Here is a 20,225-nt window from a genome sequence, read left to right as displayed (position 1 = left end):
AACCAGCCCGCGGGCTGGTTTTTTGTTTTATAACTTACTGAATAAGAGCGCTTGATGGTCTTATTCTTTTAGCGCTAGTGATTGATTAAAAGCGCGCATTTACCATTTGGTAAGTTTTATAACCACCAGTGAGGTTGCGTACTTTAAAACCATGTTGGACTAGCATGCGATAAGCCACATGACCGCGCAAACCCACTTGACAGAATACCAATAATTCTTTGTCTTTAGGGAGTTCATCCAGTCTATCTCGAAGTTCTGGCAATGGAATATTCATTGCGCCGTCAATTGAACCCACAGCGGTTAGTTCACCAGGATTACGAACATCGACAATAATTTGTTTCGCGCTCAAGTTAAGTAAGTCTTGAGTGTGACAAATAGCTTCGTCACCTAATAACACATTCGCGGCAACCATACCGGCTTGATTGACCACGTCTCGAGCCGAACCAAAAGGTGGCGCGTAAGTGAGTTCGAGATCAGCTAGATCATATACCGTCATTCCAGCGCGTTGCGCTACGGCTAATACGTCAATACGTTTATCTACACCATCAATTCCAGCGGCCTGAGCACCTAAAATACGGCCAGATTCAGGGCAGAACAACAGCTTTAAGGTAATAGGATGAGCCCCAGGATAATAGCTGGCATGGCTTGCTGTGTGCACATAGATTTTTTCAAATGGGATACTTTGCCTTAGTAAGCTTTTTTCATTTAACCCCGTTGAAGCAATGGCCATATCAAATAACTTACAGATAGCAGTACCTTGGGTGGCACGATATACCTTGTCACCACCAAGCATGTTATCTGCCGCTAAGCGTCCTTGACGATTTGCGGGACCAGCAAGTGGAATCAATGAGGGGTTTCCAGTAACGAAATCAGCTGTTTCGATTGCATCACCGACAGCATAAATATCAGGGTCAGAGGTTTGCATCCGCGCATCAACGCGAATGCCGCCAAGCTTACCTAATGCTAAACCGCACTCAGTTGCCAAGCTGGTTTCAGGTTTTACGCCAATAGCGAGGATCACTAAATCTGTGCCTAAGATATTGTCATCACTCAAGGATAATTCGAGATGGTTATGGGCGGTTACGGGTTTATCATAATCATCGGTATTATCTGCATCAGTCAGTGGAATTGGGCACTCATTAACTGCGGTTAAGCCTGTTTTTAAGCGTAAATCGACCCCGTTATCGACCAGCTTTTGATGTAGCATGTTGGCCATTTCAATATCAACAGGCCCCATCACTTGATCCGCGAGTTCGAGTAAGGTGACTTCCAACCCTATATGGCGCAGCGCTTCTACCATCTCTAAACCAATAAACCCACCGCCCACAACTGTGGCATGTTTAGGCTTATGCAACATAAGATTAGACAGTATTTTATCCATATCAGGAATATTGCGCAGACTATACACAAAATGGTTATTGATGCCGCTAATCGGAGGTTTAATGGGTGATGCACCTGGGCTAAGTAACAACTTGTCGTATGACTCTTGATACGTTTCATTGGTCATAAGGTTACGTATGCTAAGTTGCTTAGCTTGTCTGTCGATTGCAATGACTTCATTGAACACTCGGACATCAACATTGAAACGAGATTTGAAGCTTTCTGGTGTTTGCAGTAACAGTGCGTCTCGGGATTCAATTTCACCACTAATATGATAAGGCAAACCACAGTTGGCAAACGAAACAAACTCGCCTCTTTCCAACATAATAATTTCAGCGGTTTCTGATACGCGCCTTGCTCTTGCTGCTGCGGATGCTCCGCCGGCAACACCACCAATAATGACTATCTTAGTCATGATTTTCTCCAATAAAATGTAATATAAATGTAGCGACTATTTAGATGATTTATCGCTTAGCTGACTTTTATAAATAGCAGATTGGTTCTCAAGTATTTTTTGGCAATCGAAGCAATGACCATACATATTGAGACTGTGGTGATGGATACTCATGCCGTGATGTTCTGCCGCTAACCCTAAGCGGAGATCAATCAGGGGATCGATAAATTCAATCAACTTACCACAGGTTAAACAAATTAAATGATCATGACGCGGCTTATTGTTGAGTTCATAGATAGCACTCTCAGACTCGAAAAGTCTTCGTACAACAAGTCCCGCTTGCTCAAAATGCGCCATAATGCGGTACACAGTATTGAGGCCAATGGTCTCCCCTTGTGCATTTAATCCTTGATAGATATTTTCTACCGTTAAATGCTGCTCATCAACTTGAGTTAAATACTCAAGCAATTTACATCGTTGAATGGTTATTTTGAGACCAGAGTTTTTCAATACTGCTTGCATTAGATTTACCTAAACACGTCATTACGTATTACCAGTGTATTATCTTCAGTTGATATTTTTGGTCATCAATGCTTTGCCATTGATTAAACTATCAACCACCTTATACCTAGCTCCTTTAACCAAATTAGCCAAAGTTTGACGGGATATGCCCATCGACTTAGCGGCATCTTGTTGCTGCATTCCGAGTACATCAACTAAGCGCATTGCCTCAATTTCATCTTCAGCAAGTGGCACCTGCTCTAATTGGGTCATCGGAATACCATTGGGCTTAAAACAGATGTTGGCTGCTTGACCACATATGGTTCGGGGGATTTTGGGTCTCGCCATGTAACACCTCATTTGTGGCATATGCCATATATACTTAATTTAGTTCATACATGCAAGATTATTATTTATCTTAGTCTGATATATAAACAGATCTTTGAGCTCACACATAAAATTGACTATTTACAAGGTTAATTATATCACTACACCAGATCAAGCGGACTAAAGGGCTACATGATAAATATTGATTATCTTAGCGGAGGTTCGGTTATAAACTCCAAGTCTCGAGCGCGCCGTCTGAACTTAAGGTTAATAACTTACCATTAGGCTTGAGCACCATTGAAAATACAGTTGTTCCAGCGGTATAAGCGGTGATATCCCAATGAGAAAGTTCCTTTCCCGTTAAGGTATCCCAATAAATAACACTTTGTTTTGACGTTGCAGTGATTAAGTTGTTGCTATGATTAACGAATAAAGCCTGCCGAAAATAACGATAACGCTCAAGGTAATCAAGCTTACTCACTGGCAGTGCAGTTTGGGTATCGATAATGACATTATTGTCGAGTGCATCGGCAATAAACAACCGACGATTCGCTTCATCATAACTCACACTGGATATCTGTTGCGGACGAGAAAAACTATTGATTAACTCACCACTATAAGTTGCCCATATATGCACATCACCATCAAGCCCAGTCGATAATACCTGTTGTTCAAAATTCGAAAGCTCAACATGATTAACGGCTGCACTGTGTTGTTTAAACAATGACATCGTCATACTGCTTCTTTGGATCACAGTAATTGAGCCATCATTCATACCCACTAAAATAGTGCTGCCTGTTTGGCTCAGAAAAAGGCTAGAAATGCTGGCATCAGGATTAAACCCCTGAGCGGGCCATCGTATATCTAATTTGCCCGTTTCAAGGTTGAAAATAGAAATTTTATGTTTGCCTGCCGTCGCAAGATATTGTTTGTTGCCTGACAATGCCAATAGATAATTGGTTTCATCAAAATCATCGTCAGACCATTGGTGCAACAATTGGCTTGTCGTTACATCCCACACCGATAATATTCGGCTTCTGCCTAATGTGATCGCCATACTGGCATCGTTAGACAATACGCCGTCAATAAGTGTCTCATGAACCAGTGGCTCAATATTATCAGGTTTTTTTATATTCACTGCTTGATTACAGCCAGAGATAGTCATTATCGACACCGTGATGGCAATAACAAAGCGAACATCGAATAGAAATCTTAATCTGACATTAGCTAACAATTTAATTCCTTTATAAAAAAGATACTTTTAACATAATAGCATGGCCTCATATAGCTGGTTGTATTCACTGCTCAGTACGTTAATAGTTCAACTTATTAGTGATAATAATTAGCTTAATTTACTGGCAAAAGTGACATCACTTTTTGATATAGCAAAGTCTGCGTTTAAATTATGCACCTATTAAGAAAAACCGATTTCTGGCACAATAGTCGTATTAAAAGTTGTCGTAAATAAGGAACTCACATGACGCAAATAACCCTAACAACTCCAGATGATTGGCATCTTCACTTCCGTGACGGAGATATGTTAAATGAGACAGTTCCTGCTACGGCACGGTTGTTCAAACGCGCCATTGCTATGCCTAATTTAGTTCCGCCAGTGACGACCGCTGCTTTAGCCGTTGCCTATCGGGAGCGGATTTTAGCTGCACGTCCACAAGGCAGCGACTTTGAACCGCTAATGACCTTATTTTTAACCAATAATACCAGCGCCCAAGATATTATCGATGCTAAAGCGGTAGGTGTTGTTGCAGGTAAATTATACCCAGCAGGTGCGACAACCAACTCAGATGCGGCCGTTAAAGCTTTGGATGAGTTGTTTCCAATATTTGAGGTTATGGCACAACAAGGTATGTTGTTATTGGTTCATGGCGAAGTAACCGAATCACATATTGATATTTTTGATCGCGAAAAGATATTTATCGATCGCTATTTATCGCGCATTGTTGAAGCCATTCCTAGCCTTAAAGTGGTGTTTGAACACATTACGACTAAAGAGGCGGCAGAATTTGTTGCGGATGCTTCAGCTAATGTTGCAGCAACCATTACTCCCCAGCATTTATTGTTAAACCGTAATGACTTATTAGTGGGTGGTGTGCGTCCGCATAACTTTTGCTTACCAGTATTAAAACGTAATATTCACCAGCATGCGTTGCAAGCTGCTGTGGCGACAGGCTCAAACAAATTCTTTTTGGGCACCGACTCTGCTCCTCATGAAAAACATCGTAAAGAGTCTGCATGTGGCTGTGCGGGTTGTTACAGTGCTTGGAGCGCGTTAGAACTGTATGCACAAGTATTTGATAATTTGGGTGTTATAGATAAACTTGAAGGCTTTGCCAGTTTCTATGGTGCTGATTTTTATGGCTTACCACGTAATAGCGGTACCGTTACGTTAGTGAAACAACAATGGACTGTGCCAGAAGAAATTATTTTGCCCAATGGGAATCCTATCGTGCCATTCTTTGCTGGTCAGACAGTGAATTGGAAAGTGAAGTAGCGCTTATTCATTAGGATATTATCTTATTATTAAATAATACCAGAACCAGCATGTTGCTGGTTTTGGTGTTTAAAATTCTCAATACTTAGCCGTTTTCGGGGAGAGTTTTCTAAAAGCATTATAATGAGACTTTGTTTATTTTTTATTAATTCGCTATTTAGTTTTGTTTGGTTTGAGCTTCTATTTTTATTTGTGCCTCTAATAGGGCTTCAAATTCATCTTGGGGCAAAGGTTTGCTAAATAAGTAACCTTGTCCATAATCACATTTCAGTGCATTAAGCAGATGATACTGCTCTTCTGTTTCAACGCCTTCTGCAACCACAGTTAAATTTAGCCCATGCCCCATGGCAATTGCTGCGCCAACCAACTCTAAGTCACCAGGGTCAACAGTTATGTCATTGATAAAGCTTTTATCGACTTTTAGGGTGTTGAAAGGGTAACTGCGTAGATAACTGAGCGATGAATAACCGGTACCAAAATCATCCATAGAAATACTCACCCCAATATCATTAATCGCTTGTAAATTATGAGTGATAATTTGGTCACCGTTAAGCAACACGCCTTCGGTAATTTCTAATTCTACAGTGCTAGGATGAATGTCGTATTGGGTTAACGATACTTTTAGCATATCGACAAAATTGCTTTCTCTAAATTGTTTCGGTGACACATTAACCGCAATTTTAAATTGACGATTAAAGAATGTTTGCCACTGAGATGCTGCCGTCAAAGCAGTTTGGATAACGTATTGGCCAATGGCTATGATTAATCCTGTTTGCTCCGCAATAGGAATAAATTCATCAGGAGTGACTTGGCCAAGTAACTCATTATTCCAGCGCAACAACGCTTCAGCGCCAATGATTTTACGGCTTCGAATATCAACAAACGGTTGAAAGAAGACTGATAGTTCATGGTTTTTTAACGCACTGCGTAATTGCTCTTCCACCTTAAGCCTACGATGCATGTCGAGATTCATTTGGTGAGTATAAAATGTGTAAGTATTGCGCCCCTGATCTTTAGAATGATACATCGCAGAATCAGCTTGTCTTAGTAGTTCTTTTGGGGTCAAACTGTCATCCGGGTACATTGCAATGCCAATACTAATTGTTGACACCAGCTCACGGCTTTCAAGCTTAAATGGCATGTAAAATTGCTTAAGCAATTTATTAGCTATCGTCTCTACTTCAGCGGGTCCGTTGATATTGTTCAGGATAATGATAAATTCATCACCTCCCAGTCTACCGACAATATCACTCTCTCTAATGGTATTCTTTAATCGAGTCGCTGCCTGTTTTAGTAGTTCATCACCGACAGAGTGACCTAAGGTATCGTTAACCTTTTTAAAGTCGTCTAAATCTAAAAACAAGACTGCTACTTGGGTTCCTGCTCGATGTGCTTCTTTAAGTATTTGAGCTAATCGGTCGAGAGACAACAATCTATTCGGTAGCCCTGTCAAGCTGTCGTAATGGGCTTGATAAAGGATTTTTTCTTCTTGTTGTTTGTAGTGGTTTACATCTTGTTTTAATGCCAAATAATGTTTAGTGATGCCGGTATTGTCAAAAATAGGTACGATATGAGCATGTTCCCAAAAAATCTCGCCGTTTTTCCTTTTATTCTGTAATTCACCTTGCCATGCCTTTCCAGCTGAAACAGTCTCCCATAATTCGGTATACAAAGAGGTAGGGGTTAAACCTGATTTAAGCATGCTGGCTGGCTGACCAATGACTTCACTTTCGCTGTAGCCAGAAATATTCTCAAAGGCACTATTTACATACTCAATTCTGCTGTCTGTATCTGTTAGGATCATTGAAATAGGGCTTTGCTCTATTGCTTGTGACAATGTTAATGCTTGATCTTCGGCCTTTTTTTGAGCGCTTAGATCGATATCAATACAATACATTTCGGCTTCGTTGTCGGTATTGTTGATTAATGTATGGGATGAATAAACAGCGACATGGCTTCCATCTGCTCGTCTGAGAAGTAATTCTCCTGCGGGAATAGGGGGACCATCATTAATCCATGCATTGATGTTGTTCACCACTTGCTCTTTGTAAGGTAATGGAATGATGAGGTTTTCAATTTTTTGACCTAAGGCTTGCTCTTTTGTGTAACCATATAATTTTTCACTGGCTTGATTCCAAAATATAACCTCTCGATTTTTATCATATCCTTGGACTGAGATCGCGGGGATTTTTTCGAATATCTGCCTGAATTTTGATTCACTGCGTAATAGCTTTTGTTCTGCATCAATCCGTTCAGAAATATCTTTGATAAAGCAGAAAAACATACCATCATCACCATCCCAAAAGCTGATATTCACTTCAACATCAAATAAGTGTCCCAGTTTATTTTTGTATCGAGAAGTAAAGTTAATGGCTTTTTTGTGTGGTGCAGCAGTGATATATGAGCTCGGGAATTGATATCTGTCATTGGTTTCAAATTGATTAATCGGCTTATTAATTAGCTCATCGAGAGTGAACCCTGTCATATTTGCGAAGCTCTGATTTGATTCTATTATCTTGCCATCTACAGACGCAATGACAAAGCCATCTTGAGCGGTACTGATAATGTTATGGTAAGTTGTTTCACTGCGACGTAATTGTGCTTCTATGTTTTTTTGATCGGCCAGATCTCTACTGACACCCACAATACCTTGAATTTCTCCTGATGAATTCATAAAAGGTGTTTTTTGGGTGCTAAAAATATGTGAGATACCATCAGGTGTTGTAATCCATTCTTCATTCATCCATGGCTGGTTTTCTTGTAATACAAATCGATCGGCTTTGATAAAGAGGTCAGCCTGTTGACGATCAAATAAGTCATAGTCCGTTTGATACTTAATCTGTTCTGGTTTGAGCTTTAGTGCTTCCGAGAATGCTTTGTTACACCCTAAATAAACCCCGTCGGTTGATTTGTAAAAAATGATATCGGGAATACCATCAATAATGCTTTGTAACAGGTTTTTTTCGGTTTCGAGAAGATTTTTATGATGTTGCAATTCTTGAGCTAATTGTTGTCTTTGTTGATGTTGTTTAAGCAGTAATCCAAGGAGCATGGTGCCGCAAGTATAGACAGTGAGTAAGGTCGGGATTATGTTGAGGATGATGTCATATTTATCTGCCACTGGCATGAGTAATAAACAACATATAACCGCTATTTGTACGACAAACCCCATGGCCAGTAAATTTTGCCAATTGAGTTGTTTGTTTGAGCTTTGAGCCCAGTATCGCCAGCCTAAACCAATGGCTGAACTGATAAAAATAACTAAGGTACCAACGTATAATCCCACTCCGCCTTGATAAATACGGAAACAAGCCGCTAAAATCGCGGCGATCAATGTAGGAATAAAACCAAAAAACAGACCGCTTAAACTGAGTAATATCCAGCGAGTATCGAAATAAATCCCAGGACGAAGCTCCCAAGGATAATTCATCACGCTGATAGCAATCACACCAATAAAAAGCCCACTCAAGATATTTCTATATTGCTTAGGTGCTATTTTTTGTAATGTAATGGCGTCGTAAATGACCACCAGTGCCAGTAATAATACGGCGTTGCTCATTAAACTGAAAAAACTATCCATTTCTTCTCCGAATAAAAAGAGTGTAGCCAGCTTTTATAGCCTGCATTCACTGTAGCTCATGTCAGACCAAAATAAAAAATAAATCCTTTTTATCATCATGTTAATTCGCTTTTTTAGATCGAGGTTAAGTCTTGATCTCATAACCTAATATGAAGGATTCTAGTTATTTATTATTTAATTGTAGGCAGGTCATACTACGGAGTTGAATTCGAAGGAGTAAATAAAATAACTAATTGTTTATAATATATTTACTCCGTTGTTTGTTTAATGAATCGAGTATGATCTTACATAATTATAGCGATATTACAGATAATAAAATGAATAGTTTTATGCAAAAGGATATTGTTGAATATATCCTTTTTCCTGTAATCTTAACTAGCGTTTAGGTTTCCTTGAGTGATTTGGCTTACCTTTATTGGCCGCAGGTTTTTTAGGTTTGGCACCTCTGCCTTGCATAAAATGTTCAGGGCCTTCAATTTTATCTCGTAAGCTTTGGGTCGGCTTTTTCTTGGCTTTTTTAGGTGCATTTTTAGCCTCTGAAGATGAATGTTCAATTAACTTCATTAGCGTGCTGAGTTCTTGCTCATCTAAGTCGCGCCACTCTCCCACTGGCAAGCCTTTAAGCGACACATTCATAATTGACTGACGTTCCAGCTTGGTCACTTCAAAGTTGAAATGTTCGCACATGCGACGAATTTGACGATTAAGTCCTTGCACTAAAATAATTTTAAATACGAACGTTGAAACTTGTTCAACTTTACATTTTTTAGTAATGACACCCAACATCGGTACACCAGCTCGCATACCTTGTAAAAATGCTTCTGTGATCGGCTTATTGACCGTGACCACATACTCTTTGTCGTGATTATTGCCCGCGCGGAGAATTTTATTCACTAAGTCACCATTGCTGGTGAGAAAGATTAATCCTTGTGAATCTTTGTCTAAACGACCAATAGGAAAGACTCGTTCGCTGTGATTTACAAAGTCGACTATATTATCGCGTTCAGTACCTTCGGTGGTACTGACGATACCGACGGGCTTATTGAGTGCGATAAAGATTAAATCAGCTGCATCGCGGGGTTCAATGTCTTGACCATTTACTTTGACTTTGTCTCCAAACTCTACACTGTCACCAATTTTGGCCCGTTTACCATTAATAAAGACATTACCTTGTTCAATGTAGCGATCTGCTTCACGGCGTGAGCAAACACCACTCTCACTAATGTATTTATTTAAACGGGTTGCAGATTCACTCATGGTGGTTCCTTTATCAATATAAACGCACTGCAAAGGCAGGCAGGATCGGCGCAGATAATATCATAAAATAGCAGGACAAAGAGCTGTTTGATAACCGTTTATTATCTTACCTATACCATATCGGTTAGTGTCACAAATCAAAGCCTAGTTGGGTAATGGTATGGTTGTGTTGAGGTAACAGATTTATGTCTGCTAGTGTCGATTCACTGTGTACCAACTGTTGTTGCAGTAAACGGTATAAATCGACGGCTAATTGTGGCGCTTCATGATTGTCAGGCGTATGGATAAATAAATAAGGTTGCTTGTTTTGTGCTATCCACAAAGGTAATTGTTTAAGCCAGTTTTGAAAAAAATGTACGTTGGCCTCTGTATGTGGATGACCAATAAAACGCACCACCGGATTGTTGGCCGTAGCAATAGGATGCACTGGCACTTTGGGCTTTTTCTGATGGGCATCAATTACCGCCGGCGAGGTTGGCGGGGCAGCAAAAACGGGTCTTGTATCCATGATGATCCGATTACAGTTGTGGTCGATAAGCAAACGATTTAATGCTTGTTCTGCTTCACCTTTGGCAAAAAAGGCACTGTTACGTACTTCTACACCATAGGTTAGACCCTGTGGCACTTGAGTTAAAAACTGTGCCAGTTGCGGCAAAGATTGTGGTCCAAAACTGGCTGGCAGTTGAATTTTCCATATCCCAGTTCGATTGATAAGAGGTTCCATTACCTTAAAAAATTGATGTAAAGCTGGACCAGCATGCTGTAACTGTAACTCGTGGGTGATGTGTTTAGGCAATTTGAAGGTAAATTTAAAGTCGTCATGAGTTGCCGCATACCAATTTTGGACATTTTGTAATGACGGTGTGGCATAAAAAGTGGTGTTACCTTCAACAGTATTAAATATTTCGGCATAGCGCGCGAGCCGATACGCTTGGCTATTGCCGTATATTGTTTGTTGCCATTGGTTTTGTGACCACATGGCTAAACCTAATCGTAATGGTGGATAGGTTGTGGATGTTGAAGTGCTGTTATCCAAAATAATCCTTAAGTTTATAAATGCGTTTCATGTAAAAATATCGATATTGTCGTAATAATGATTTAAATGACCTAAAAACCAATATTTAGTTATTTTGTCTATATCTAATCGCTTTACCCATCTGATAAAATTATCACAATTAGGTATGCGATGTGTTGAACATACCAACCAAAAGTAAAACGGTGCGTTATTGTGATTTTATGCGTTACATGGAGAGTTTGTGTCTAGTCCACATACAGACAGTCAGTTTGATAATTATCGACCTAATACATCTTCCGCCAAACCCGTTCCGGTTCGTCGCAGTAAAGCAGGCTGGTTATTCATCGTATTATTGTTAGCAACGGCTTACCTTGTCGCGTTCGAGGTACGGACGTCGTATTACCAATCTTATTTTCTGCATCAATATGCCAGTAAATTAACCTATACATTACGTGATTATCGCAGTAATTCGGTTATTTACCCTACATACGGCCCCTTTGATGATCGTCATGGTTATAGCCAATTACCGCAAAAAATAGCCCGATTAATAGAGCGAAATTATCAGATCTCTCAGCAAGTAGCCTTTTCGCCGATGTTGACGGACTATACCAAGGTAGGTTTTTTCCCGCCGTACCATGAAAAAGCACAATCAGGTTTAGCAATAAAAGATTGCCGTGACATGACGGTGTTTGATTACTCTTATCCTAAACGTGTTTATCAAGACCAAGATAAAATCCCCGACCAAATTGTTAACACCTTATTGTTTATTGAAAACCGCGAAATGCTCAGTCCAGAAGCTAAATATAACCCTGTGGTTGACTGGCCGCGTTTTGTACTGGCAGCTACAAGCCAGGTAGCAGGGCTCTTTGGTGCTGAGATGTCTAAAGCGGGTGGCAGTACCTTAGCCACTCAAATTGAAAAATTTAGACATTCTAATCATGGGTTAACCTTAAGCATTAAAGATAAGCTCTTACAAATTGGTTCGGCAATTGTGCGAGTGTATCAACAAGGTGAAAATACTGTTGGCGCTCGTCAACGTATCGTTCAGGATTACCTCAACACAGTACCATTATCATCAGCGCCAGGGTTTGGTGAAGTACATGGTATTGGTGATGGTTTATGGGCTTGGTTTAAAACCGATTTTAATCAAGCTAATCAACTTTTATTAAGTCGTCATACTCAACAAAATGCTGCCGAGCGTGGCAAGGTATTTCGTCAAATCGTGGCATTAATGATTGCTCAGCGTCGCCCATCGTATTATCTACGCCAAGGGCATGATGATTTAGAATCCTTAGTGGACAGCTATTTACGTTTATTGGGTAGTGATGGCCTAATTGAAACCAAATTGATGGTGTCTGCACTTGAACAAAAACTGCATTTTGACTCCAGTAAGTTAGCCTCTACTAACCTCGCTAAAAATAAAGGGGTTAACGCGGTAAGAATACGCACAGCAGGTATGCTGGGGTTAAGTTTGTATGATTTAGATCGTTATGATCTAGCGGTTAACAGCACGTTTCATGGTGAGTTACAGCAACAAGTGAGTGATTACTTACGTAGTTTAGCTAAAGAGTCAGCGGCTGAACGTATCGGATTGCTGGGTGAGCGTTTACTGTCACCACAGCAGTTAGACAAGGTGCTATACAGCTTTATGCTTTATGAAAGTACCGACAGTGCCAACCGAGTGCGAATTCAAACTGACAGCATTGATCAACCGTTTGATATTAACGAAGGCAGTAAATTGGAGTTGGGCTCTACGGCCAAATTGCGGGTGTTAGCCACATACTTAGACATTATTGCCGAATTACAGCAGCGTTTTTCGGCTATGACGGTGGTTGATTTACGCCAAGTTGATGTAGAGAGTAAAGACCACATTACTCGCTGGGTAGTCGATTATTTAATTACGACCCGTGATCGAAATTTAACTCGAATGTTGGATGCTGCACTATTACGAAAATATTCGGCTTCACCAGATGAACGCTTTTTTACGGGTGGCGGTTTGCATGTGTTTAATAATTTTAATAAAAAAGAAAACACTCGGGTACCAACGTTATATCAAGCTTTACAAGAGTCAATAAACTTGCCATTTGTGCGCTTAATGCAAGATATTGTTAGTTACAGTAGTAGTTATAACAGCGAAGGCAGTGTGTCGCAGTTATTACGTAATGATAAAGATCCGCGACGAGAGGAATACCTAAAAGCCTTTGCCAAACGCGAGGGGAGTTCGTTTGTAAAACGCTTTTATCGTAAGTATCGTCAGCTTGCACCCGAGCAGCGTCTCGAGGTGTTATTTGATGGTATTCAACAACAAGAACATAAGTTAACCGCCGTTTATCGTTATTTAAAACCTTATGACGGTGCCCGTGAATTAAAAGCTTTTTTAACTCAGCGTTTACCGGAAAAAACCTTCACTGATAAACAAGTTAATGCGCTGTACAACAAGTATGGCGAAGACAAGTTTAATTTGGCTGATCAAGGTTATATTGCACGAGTTCATCCACTTGAGTTGTGGGTGTTACGTTATTTAAATGACTACCCAGAAACGCATCTCAACCAAGTATTAGACGACGCGCAACCGCAGTTGCAAGAGGTGTATCGTTGGTTATTTAGAACCCGCTATCAAAATGCGCGTGATGTGCGTATTCAGGTGATGTTAGAAGTCGAAGCCTTTTTAAGCATTCATCAGCGTTGGGTGAGAATGGGTTATCCGTTTGAATATATGGTGCCGTCGTTAGGGTCTGCGCTAGGCAGTTCTGGCGATAGACCTGCCGCGCTGGCTGAGCTCATGGGCATTATTCAAAATGATGGTTATCGTTATCCTACGGTAAGAATCGATGGATTACAGTTTGCTAAAGACACGCCTTACGAGGTGACATTGGCTAATAATAAGCAAACTGTGACGCGAGTGATGCATCAGGAAGTGGCGCGGGCACTAAAACGGGCGTTAGCCAATGTGGTCGAAAATGGTACCGCAAGAAGGCTAAAAGGCAGCTTGTTGGATAATAATGGCCAAGCCATCATTATGGGGGGGAAAACCGGTACCGGTGACAACCGTATCGCGACTGAAATTCGTGATGGTCGTAAAGTATCCTCAACAGCCATTAACCGAACTGCTACGTTTGTATTTTACTTAGGCGATAATTATTTTGGTACATTAACGGCGTTTGTCCCGGGTGAAAAGGCCGATGATTTTAGCTTTACCTCGGCACTACCACTACAAGTACTCAAAGGTATGATGCCGATTTTATCACCGATGATAAATCAACAAGAGCAGTGTCAAACAGGGTTGTAATTATTTATTTGGCGGGATATGCACAAAGCTCATGCGATAAAGCATGGGCTTTGTCTTTGTAAAAAGGGCTATAAAAATGTAAACACATTTCAAAACAGGCCCGTTAATATTTTACTAAACGCTAAAAAGGCTCAGCATAACGACAATATGACATATCACTGCGACACTGGTTAATATTGTGCGTAATGTCAGATAGCTGGTGGTAGTTGATAATTGCTTGGCTTTAAATTCAACATACAATAAATACAGATAACCGCTGGCGAGCAGAATAAGCGCGGATAATTCAAAGGGTGTTATCAGTGCAATCCAGCTTGCAAGAGCAATAATATTACTAATAATAAGTAGCTTAGCGATATTGTCATCTAAGGCTAATATTACCGCTTTTCCCCATAGCGTACCGGCAACAAAACTTAAAATGACTGCGCTGTAGCTAACAAATCCCAACATAGTATGCTCGGGCGCTAAAAGGCTATGATTGAACGCCAACACACTGAGAATGATAAAAGGTAATAGACCCGCAAAACCCAACCATTGCCATGTTTTAATGCTTTTCATTGTGTGCCCCTTAATGCATATTAATACAGTTAATTATTACAATTGGGTATAAATAAACAAGTTTTTAAACAAGTGTCTAAACAATATAAAGCATATCAGCGAGACAGCATAGAGAAGGTCAACATGAAATGAATATATATCTTCGCCCAGTCACTGAGGTAGATTTAGCGATATTGTTTGAATTTGAGCACGACCCAATTGCCAATAAAATGGCAGACTTTCCTGCACGTAAACGAAAAGCTTTTTACCAACATTGGCATCAAAATATTTTTGCTGATGAGCAAGCTATGGCGCAAGGGATCTGGCTAGATAATGTCTTAGTTGGTAACGTTTTATCATGGGTTAATGATGAGTTATCCACAGAAGTAGAGCCAGAAGTGCGTTTAATGGGGTATTGGATTGGTCGCGAATATTGGGGGCAGGGCATAGCCACTAAGGCAGTGAAAATGTTTTTACAACAATATATTTCTAGCCCTGTTTATGCCTATATCGATGAGCATAACCAAGGCTCGTTAAAAGTGGCTCAGTCTAATGGTTTTGTCGATGTTACAGCTCAATATGTATCCTTGTTTAGCAAAGATAATTTACGCATATTTAAGCGTGGTCACATCTAACGGAATTAATGATTACCGCCGCCACAATGACCGCAACAACTGCCACCATTGCCTTCTGTTTTTGCAGTAGTTTCTGCTTCAGGCGCATTAGTTTCAGTTGCACGTGTTTCATTGGCAATAGGTGCCACATTACTAACAGATTTAGCTTGCTTGGCTGGTTTAAAAATACCGCTAATTGAAAAACTCATGGTAATACCTCTCGTGATAAAACATTGGTGACAATACTACTGCTACTTACTTTAGCAACCTACTTTAACAACGGGCTTTAGCTATAGGCTTGCGCAATCAACGCTATTAACATCTATATATTTTGCATGTTTAAAGTGTATTAGTCCTAGTTTTTTAGTCAAGTACTTTCCATTAAGCTATCTGGGTATTTTATCGCCGTGTGTTTTGCCTCACATTGTATTCATTGATAAACCCAATATGAAGCGTGATAAACTGATGCCTCTTGTTAATGGAGTCCCTATGTCTTTTGCCGATTTATCATTACACCCCACACTTATTCGTCGTTTAGCTGAGCTGAATTACCAGCAGGCGACGCCGATCCAACTACAAGCTATTCCGGTAATATTAAGCGGCAAAGATGTCATGGCAGGGGCGCAAACGGGTACTGGTAAAACGGCCGCATTTGCTTTGCCAATCCTGCACTATATATTGACTCACCAAGCTGATTTATCTGCGCAACTAACATCATTAAAGACTCATATTACTTGCTTAGTGTTAGTCCCCACTCGGGAATTAGCCCAACAAGTTCACCGTAGTATTGAGCAATATGCCGACGGCAGCCCTGTCAGTAGCGTGATGGTTTATGGTGGCGTGAGTATTGGTGCGCAAATAAAACAACTTGCAGCAGGGACCGATATTCTGGTGGCAACGCCAGGACGTTTATTAGATCTATTACGTAAACGTGCACTGTCATTATCGCAGTTAACTCATTTGGTATTTGATGAAGCCGATCGCATGTTGGACATGGGCTTTAAAGATGAAATTGTCGAGGTGCTGAAGCGCTTGCCAAGTACACGGCAAACCTTATTGTTTTCGGCCACGTTAGATGACCGCATGCTCAGCTTTAGCCGACGTTTATTACGCTCGCCGCAAGTGATTGAAGTTGCTCAGCGTAATACCATTGCCAACAGTATTGTCGAGCGGGTATTTAATGTTGACGCTAACCGAAAGTGCGCCATGCTATGCCATTTAATCACCCAAGAAAGTTGGCAACAAAGCTTGATATTTAGCCGCACCAAACAAGGTGCAGATGCGCTAGTAAAGCAAATAAAGCAAGCTGGTGTAGCGGCTGAAGCTTTTCATGCTGATTTATCTCAAGCAGTACGTGAACAAGTGTTAGCAGCATTTAAAGCTGGTGAGGTGACCGCGTTAGTCGCAACCGATGTGGCCGCAAGAGGCTTAGATATTAACGAGTTACATTATGTTGTTAATATGGAATTACCGTTTCAAGTTGAAGACTACGTACACCGAATTGGCCGCACGGGCAGAGCAGGTAAAGCGGGCCAAGCTATTACCTTATTAAGCATCGATGACGAGCCATTATTAACCAAACTTGAAGCTTTTTTAGACCGACGTTTACCGCAGCAATGGCTGACGGGTTTTGAGCCAGATCTTGATTTAATTGCTCCAGTTACCCGTAAAACAACTAAATCTGCATTAAAACAACAAGCTCGTAAAAAGGCATTAGCGGCATCTTCACGCGGTAAAAAACGCTAACAGGGTGTAACTCATCATGCCGTCGCCATTAAAATGAGCCTTATATTGTTCACATCACATAAGGCTGTGTGGTGATTGTCTTTTTACTGCCACATTAATGTCATCCAGTTTGAACCGAGTTGTCACATTAGACGCTTATCTTAACTGACGAATAATTATACCTATATTTGATCAGTTTTTTTCAGAGCATATCTAAGGACAACTTATGAGCAAGGCGACATTTGATCCAACTCGTTTTAACAACAGTAAAAATACCCCTTTCAATGAAGTGATGGAGAACCATCTATCACGTCGTAATTTTGTTAAGCGAGGTTTAGGCCTTAGTGCTATGACAGCGTTTGGTGGCTTCGGATTAAGTGCTTGTGGTTCTGATAATGATACCGCTGCAGAAACGCCAACAACACCGCCAACAGCTACCACGCCAACAGCACCAACGACGAGTTCTGCTGAATTAGGTTTTGAGTCCATTGCCGGTTCTAAAATCGATGCAGTGGCGGTTCCTGCTGGTTATTCAGCTTATGTGTTAGCACCTTGGGGAACACCTTTAAATTCGAAAGCTGCGGCGTGGAAGGCGGATGGCAGTAATACTGCTATCGATCAGGAAAACTCAGTCGGTATGCATCACGATGGTATGCATTTCTTCCCGCTGAATGATTCAGCAGATGACGGCTTATTGTGTATCAACCACGAATACATAGACCAAGATGCTCTACACCCAACAGGCCCAACCTTTGATGCTGATGGTAAGCGCACTGTAATTGATGAAATTCGCAAAGAAATCAACGCCCATGGTATTTCAGTTGTGCGTATTAAATTAGTTTCTGGACTATGGCAAGTGGTCGAAAATGACAGCCATAACCGTCGTTTTACCGGTGCAACAGTAATGGATATCGCTGGCCCACTAGCATACAGCTCGTACCTTGAAACGCGTTACTCGCCAGATGGCAGCCAAGCGCGCGGTACTTTAAATAACTGCGGTAATGGTTATACACCTTGGGGCACTTATTTAACATGTGAAGAAAACTGGCCAGGTTACTTTGTTAATAAAGGTACCCTAACAGAAGAACAAACGCGCATTGGTATTTCGACTTCTGACACTCGTTATGGCTGGAGTCACTTAGCCGGAAATGATGATGAACGTTTAGACGAATTTGCTCGTTTTGATGTGACGCCAACGGGCTCAAGTGCAACTAACGATTACCGTAACGAAGCCAATGGCCACGGTTATATTGTTGAAATTGACCCTTATAACCCTAACTCTCGCGCCACCAAACGTACCGCATTAGGCCGCTTCCGCCATGAAGGTTGTGTGTTCGGTAAGCTTGAAGAAGGCAAACCAATTACTTTCTATTCAGGCCACGATTCACGGTTTGAATATTTGTATAAGTTTGTTTCTGACGCAGCATGGGACCCTGTCGATGCTAACAGTACAAATCGCTTAACCGTTGGTGATAAGTACATGAATGCCGGTACCTTATATGTCGCTAAATTCAGTGAAGATGGTGTAGGTGAATGGTTACCCTTAACACTAGATGGCATAACCACTGATGGCAGTACACTTGCTAGCACCTTTGACTCGCAAGCCGCAATTATCTTAAATACGGCTGGCGCGGCTGACTTAGTGGGTGCTACACCAATGGATCGCCCAGAATGGGCAAGTGTCGACCCATTCACTGGCACTGTGTATCTTACATTGACCAACAACAGTAAACGTACCGACAGCACTAACCCTGCTAACCCGCGTTTAAATAACAACTTTGGTCATATTATCCGTTGGGATGAAGGTGATACAGCAACTGAATTTAGTTGGGATATCTTTATATTTGGTTCACCTGCAGATGGTGATGTTGAAACCAATTTATCTGGCTTAACTGACTTAAACCAGTTTGCTAGTCCAGACGGTTTGGCGTTCGATCAGCGTGGTATTTTGTGGGTGCAAACCGATAACGGTGCGTCTGAAGTGAAAGAAGAAACCAACGATCAAATGTTGGCGATTGTGCCATCAACTATGGTAGGTGCAGACGGTAACCAACAAGTGGTAACGGCTGAAAACCAAACTCAACTTAAGCGCTTCTTTGTTGGTCCTAACGGTTGTGAAGTGACCGGTTTTGCCATGTCGCCAGACTACACAGCTATGTTTGCCAATATTCAGCATCCTGGCAACTGGCCATACTCTGATAGAGCGGATGAAGAAACGCCTGCAGGCACAACGGTTCGTCCACGTGCTGCCACAGTGATGTTTATTAAAGATGACGGTGGTGAAATCGGCGTTTAATTTAAGCTGCTATCTCAGGAAGGTATTAACCTTGCTTTAGGGCCTGTTGATCTTTCAAGGTTGTTTTTACAGCGAATTGTTGGTCATTTGTACAAGGCAGAGACTTTGTGGTGTAGTTATTCTACATAAAAAGTCGATAACGCAGTAAAAATGACCAACAAACGCTGCCCGAAGGGTTCGGCTAAAAACGTTTTACTCTTTGTTGAGCGAATTTAGCTTAGATTGCTAGGCAGCAATCCGCTCGCCTCGATTAAAACGTTTTTATCTCGAATAAAATTTAACCGGCAAAGATCAACTGACCCTAGTCTTCTTTATGACTTTAAAAGCGTATATTAACCCTGATAGACTTGTTCTATCAGGGTTTTATTCTTTTAAATTAGTTTAATTATCAATAGTCTATTTACAAGGGCCGCCATGCTAAATGGAATTCATCACGTTGCTATTATTTGTGCCGATTACCCACGTTCAAAAGCATTTTATACACAAGTCTTAGGGCTAAAAGTTGTTGCCGAGCATTACCGCAAAGCACGCGATTCTTACAAACTCGATTTAGCATTGCCTGACGGTAGCCAAATTGAACTGTTTTCATTTAACAAGGCTCCATTAAGACCCAGTTATCCCGAAGCCCAAGGCTTGCGTCACTTAGCGTTTAAAGTCGATGATATTGCTCAAGTGGTTACCCATTTACAACTTAACGGAGTAGTCGTTGAACCCATTCGCGTCGACGAATATACCGGCAAACAATATACCTTTTTCGCTGATCCAGACGGCCTGCCTTTAGAGCTTTATCAAGTCAACTAACCT

Annotated in this window: 15 protein-coding genes; 6 read left to right on the top strand and 9 right to left on the bottom strand. The window is 41.0% G+C overall.

Annotated elements, in window-relative coordinates; all coding sequences use genetic code 11:
• Positions 1 to 85: 85 nt before the first annotated feature.
• From FCN25_RS06490 to FCN25_RS06475, 4 genes are all read right to left on the bottom strand, one after another.
• Entirely contained in the window at positions 86 to 1,795 is a 1,710-nt protein-coding gene (locus FCN25_RS06490) for an FAD-dependent oxidoreductase (protein WP_137223069.1), read from the bottom strand.
• A gap of 36 nt (positions 1,796 to 1,831) precedes the next feature.
• The gene (locus tag FCN25_RS06485; RefSeq protein ID WP_137223067.1) at positions 1,832 to 2,296 is read right to left on the bottom strand and encodes a transcriptional repressor; all 465 of its coding nucleotides are present in this window, start codon (positions 2,294 to 2,296) and stop codon (positions 1,832 to 1,834) included.
• 45 nt (positions 2,297 to 2,341) lie between these two features.
• Positions 2,342 to 2,623: a DUF134 domain-containing protein gene (locus tag FCN25_RS06480; RefSeq protein WP_137223065.1), complete on the bottom strand. Its 282-nt coding sequence runs from the start codon at positions 2,621 to 2,623 to the stop codon at positions 2,342 to 2,344.
• A gap of 205 nt (positions 2,624 to 2,828) precedes the next feature.
• Positions 2,829 to 3,836 carry a WD40 repeat domain-containing protein gene (locus FCN25_RS06475; RefSeq protein WP_254693729.1) on the bottom strand — a complete coding sequence of 336 codons (1,008 nt, stop codon included), beginning with the start codon at positions 3,834 to 3,836 and terminating at the stop codon, positions 2,829 to 2,831.
• A gap of 243 nt (positions 3,837 to 4,079) precedes the next feature.
• On the opposite strand from FCN25_RS06475, the gene pyrC reads away from it, so the two are divergent.
• Positions 4,080 to 5,111, top strand: coding sequence for a dihydroorotase (gene pyrC / locus FCN25_RS06470; protein WP_137223063.1), 1,032 nt, complete (start codon positions 4,080 to 4,082; stop codon positions 5,109 to 5,111).
• Between the two features lie 157 nt (positions 5,112 to 5,268).
• Here the strand turns inward: pyrC and FCN25_RS06465 are convergent, their stop codons facing one another.
• The 3 genes from FCN25_RS06465 to FCN25_RS06455 form a co-directional block, all read right to left on the bottom strand.
• On the bottom strand, positions 5,269 to 8,691 hold the full coding sequence (locus tag FCN25_RS06465; RefSeq protein WP_137223061.1) for an EAL domain-containing protein: 3,423 nt from the start codon (positions 8,689 to 8,691) through the stop codon (positions 5,269 to 5,271).
• Positions 8,692 to 9,066: 375 nt separating this feature from the next.
• On the bottom strand, positions 9,067 to 9,948 hold the full coding sequence (gene rluF / locus FCN25_RS06460; RefSeq protein WP_137223059.1) for a 23S rRNA pseudouridine(2604) synthase RluF: 882 nt from the start codon (positions 9,946 to 9,948) through the stop codon (positions 9,067 to 9,069).
• Between the two features lie 130 nt (positions 9,949 to 10,078).
• Positions 10,079 to 10,927 (bottom strand): DUF72 domain-containing protein, encoded by an 849-nt coding sequence (locus FCN25_RS06455; RefSeq protein ID WP_137227346.1) that lies wholly within the window; start codon positions 10,925 to 10,927, stop codon positions 10,079 to 10,081.
• Positions 10,928 to 11,204: 277 nt separating this feature from the next.
• On the opposite strand from FCN25_RS06455, the gene FCN25_RS06450 reads away from it, so the two are divergent.
• Positions 11,205 to 14,252, top strand: a complete 3,048-nt coding sequence (locus FCN25_RS06450; RefSeq protein ID WP_137223057.1) for a transglycosylase domain-containing protein — start codon at positions 11,205 to 11,207, stop codon at positions 14,250 to 14,252.
• Positions 14,253 to 14,366: 114 nt separating this feature from the next.
• Here the strand turns inward: FCN25_RS06450 and FCN25_RS06445 are convergent, their stop codons facing one another.
• Positions 14,367 to 14,807, bottom strand: a complete 441-nt coding sequence (locus FCN25_RS06445) for a DUF3429 domain-containing protein (RefSeq protein WP_137223055.1) — start codon at positions 14,805 to 14,807, stop codon at positions 14,367 to 14,369.
• Between the two features lie 128 nt (positions 14,808 to 14,935).
• Between FCN25_RS06445 and FCN25_RS06440 the strand changes: the two genes are divergently transcribed.
• Entirely contained in the window at positions 14,936 to 15,421 is a 486-nt protein-coding gene (locus FCN25_RS06440; RefSeq protein ID WP_137223053.1) for a GNAT family N-acetyltransferase, read from the top strand.
• 5 nt (positions 15,422 to 15,426) lie between these two features.
• On the opposite strand, the gene FCN25_RS06435 is transcribed toward FCN25_RS06440, so the two are convergent.
• Positions 15,427 to 15,609, bottom strand: coding sequence for a hypothetical protein (locus FCN25_RS06435; RefSeq protein ID WP_137223051.1), 183 nt, complete (start codon positions 15,607 to 15,609; stop codon positions 15,427 to 15,429).
• 280 nt (positions 15,610 to 15,889) lie between these two features.
• Between FCN25_RS06435 and FCN25_RS06430 the strand changes: the two genes are divergently transcribed.
• The 3 genes from FCN25_RS06430 to FCN25_RS06415 all read left to right on the top strand — a co-directional run bounded on the left by FCN25_RS06430 (position 15,890) and on the right by FCN25_RS06415 (position 20,222).
• Positions 15,890 to 17,146: a DEAD/DEAH box helicase gene (locus tag FCN25_RS06430; protein ID WP_137223049.1), complete on the top strand. Its 1,257-nt coding sequence runs from the start codon at positions 15,890 to 15,892 to the stop codon at positions 17,144 to 17,146.
• A 205-nt stretch (positions 17,147 to 17,351) separates the two neighbouring features.
• Complete coding sequence (locus FCN25_RS06425; protein ID WP_137223047.1) at positions 17,352 to 19,421, top strand: PhoX family phosphatase; 2,070 nt, start codon at positions 17,352 to 17,354, stop codon at positions 19,419 to 19,421.
• Positions 19,422 to 19,835: 414 nt separating this feature from the next.
• The gene (locus FCN25_RS06415) at positions 19,836 to 20,222 is read left to right on the top strand and encodes a VOC family protein (protein WP_137223045.1); all 387 of its coding nucleotides are present in this window, start codon (positions 19,836 to 19,838) and stop codon (positions 20,220 to 20,222) included.
• The last annotated feature ends 3 nt before the right edge of the window (positions 20,223 to 20,225 follow it).

Source organism: Shewanella sp. MEBiC00475 (assembly GCF_005234075.1).
Taxonomy (GTDB): domain Bacteria; phylum Pseudomonadota; class Gammaproteobacteria; order Enterobacterales; family Shewanellaceae; genus Shewanella; species Shewanella polaris.
The sequence above is the reverse complement of the archived record's forward strand: the minus strand, read 5'-3'. Positions and strand labels throughout refer to the sequence as shown.

Bases quoted from the DNA above. Each gene is read 5' to 3' on its own strand.
- FCN25_RS06490 (WP_137223069.1), bottom strand. From the start codon at position 1,795: ATGACTAAGATAGTCATTATTGGTGGTGTTGCCGGCGGAGCATCCGCA.
- FCN25_RS06480 (WP_137223065.1), bottom strand. From the start codon at position 2,623: ATGGCGAGACCCAAAATCCCCCGAACCATATGTGGTCAAGCAGCCAAC.
- FCN25_RS06465 (WP_137223061.1), bottom strand. From the start codon at position 8,691: ATGGATAGTTTTTTCAGTTTAATGAGCAACGCCGTATTATTACTGGCA.
- FCN25_RS06485 (WP_137223067.1), bottom strand. From the start codon at position 2,296: ATGCAAGCAGTATTGAAAAACTCTGGTCTCAAAATAACCATTCAACGA.
- FCN25_RS06435 (WP_137223051.1), bottom strand. From the start codon at position 15,609: ATGAGTTTTTCAATTAGCGGTATTTTTAAACCAGCCAAGCAAGCTAAA.
- FCN25_RS06455 (WP_137227346.1), bottom strand. From the start codon at position 10,927: ATGTGGTCACAAAACCAATGGCAACAAACAATATACGGCAATAGCCAA.
- FCN25_RS06425 (WP_137223047.1), top strand. From the start codon at position 17,352: ATGAGCAAGGCGACATTTGATCCAACTCGTTTTAACAACAGTAAAAAT.
- FCN25_RS06430 (WP_137223049.1), top strand. From the start codon at position 15,890: ATGTCTTTTGCCGATTTATCATTACACCCCACACTTATTCGTCGTTTA.
- FCN25_RS06440 (WP_137223053.1), top strand. From the start codon at position 14,936: ATGAATATATATCTTCGCCCAGTCACTGAGGTAGATTTAGCGATATTG.
- pyrC (WP_137223063.1), top strand. From the start codon at position 4,080: ATGACGCAAATAACCCTAACAACTCCAGATGATTGGCATCTTCACTTC.
- FCN25_RS06415 (WP_137223045.1), top strand. From the start codon at position 19,836: ATGCTAAATGGAATTCATCACGTTGCTATTATTTGTGCCGATTACCCA.
- FCN25_RS06445 (WP_137223055.1), bottom strand. From the start codon at position 14,807: ATGAAAAGCATTAAAACATGGCAATGGTTGGGTTTTGCGGGTCTATTA.
- rluF (WP_137223059.1), bottom strand. From the start codon at position 9,948: ATGAGTGAATCTGCAACCCGTTTAAATAAATACATTAGTGAGAGTGGT.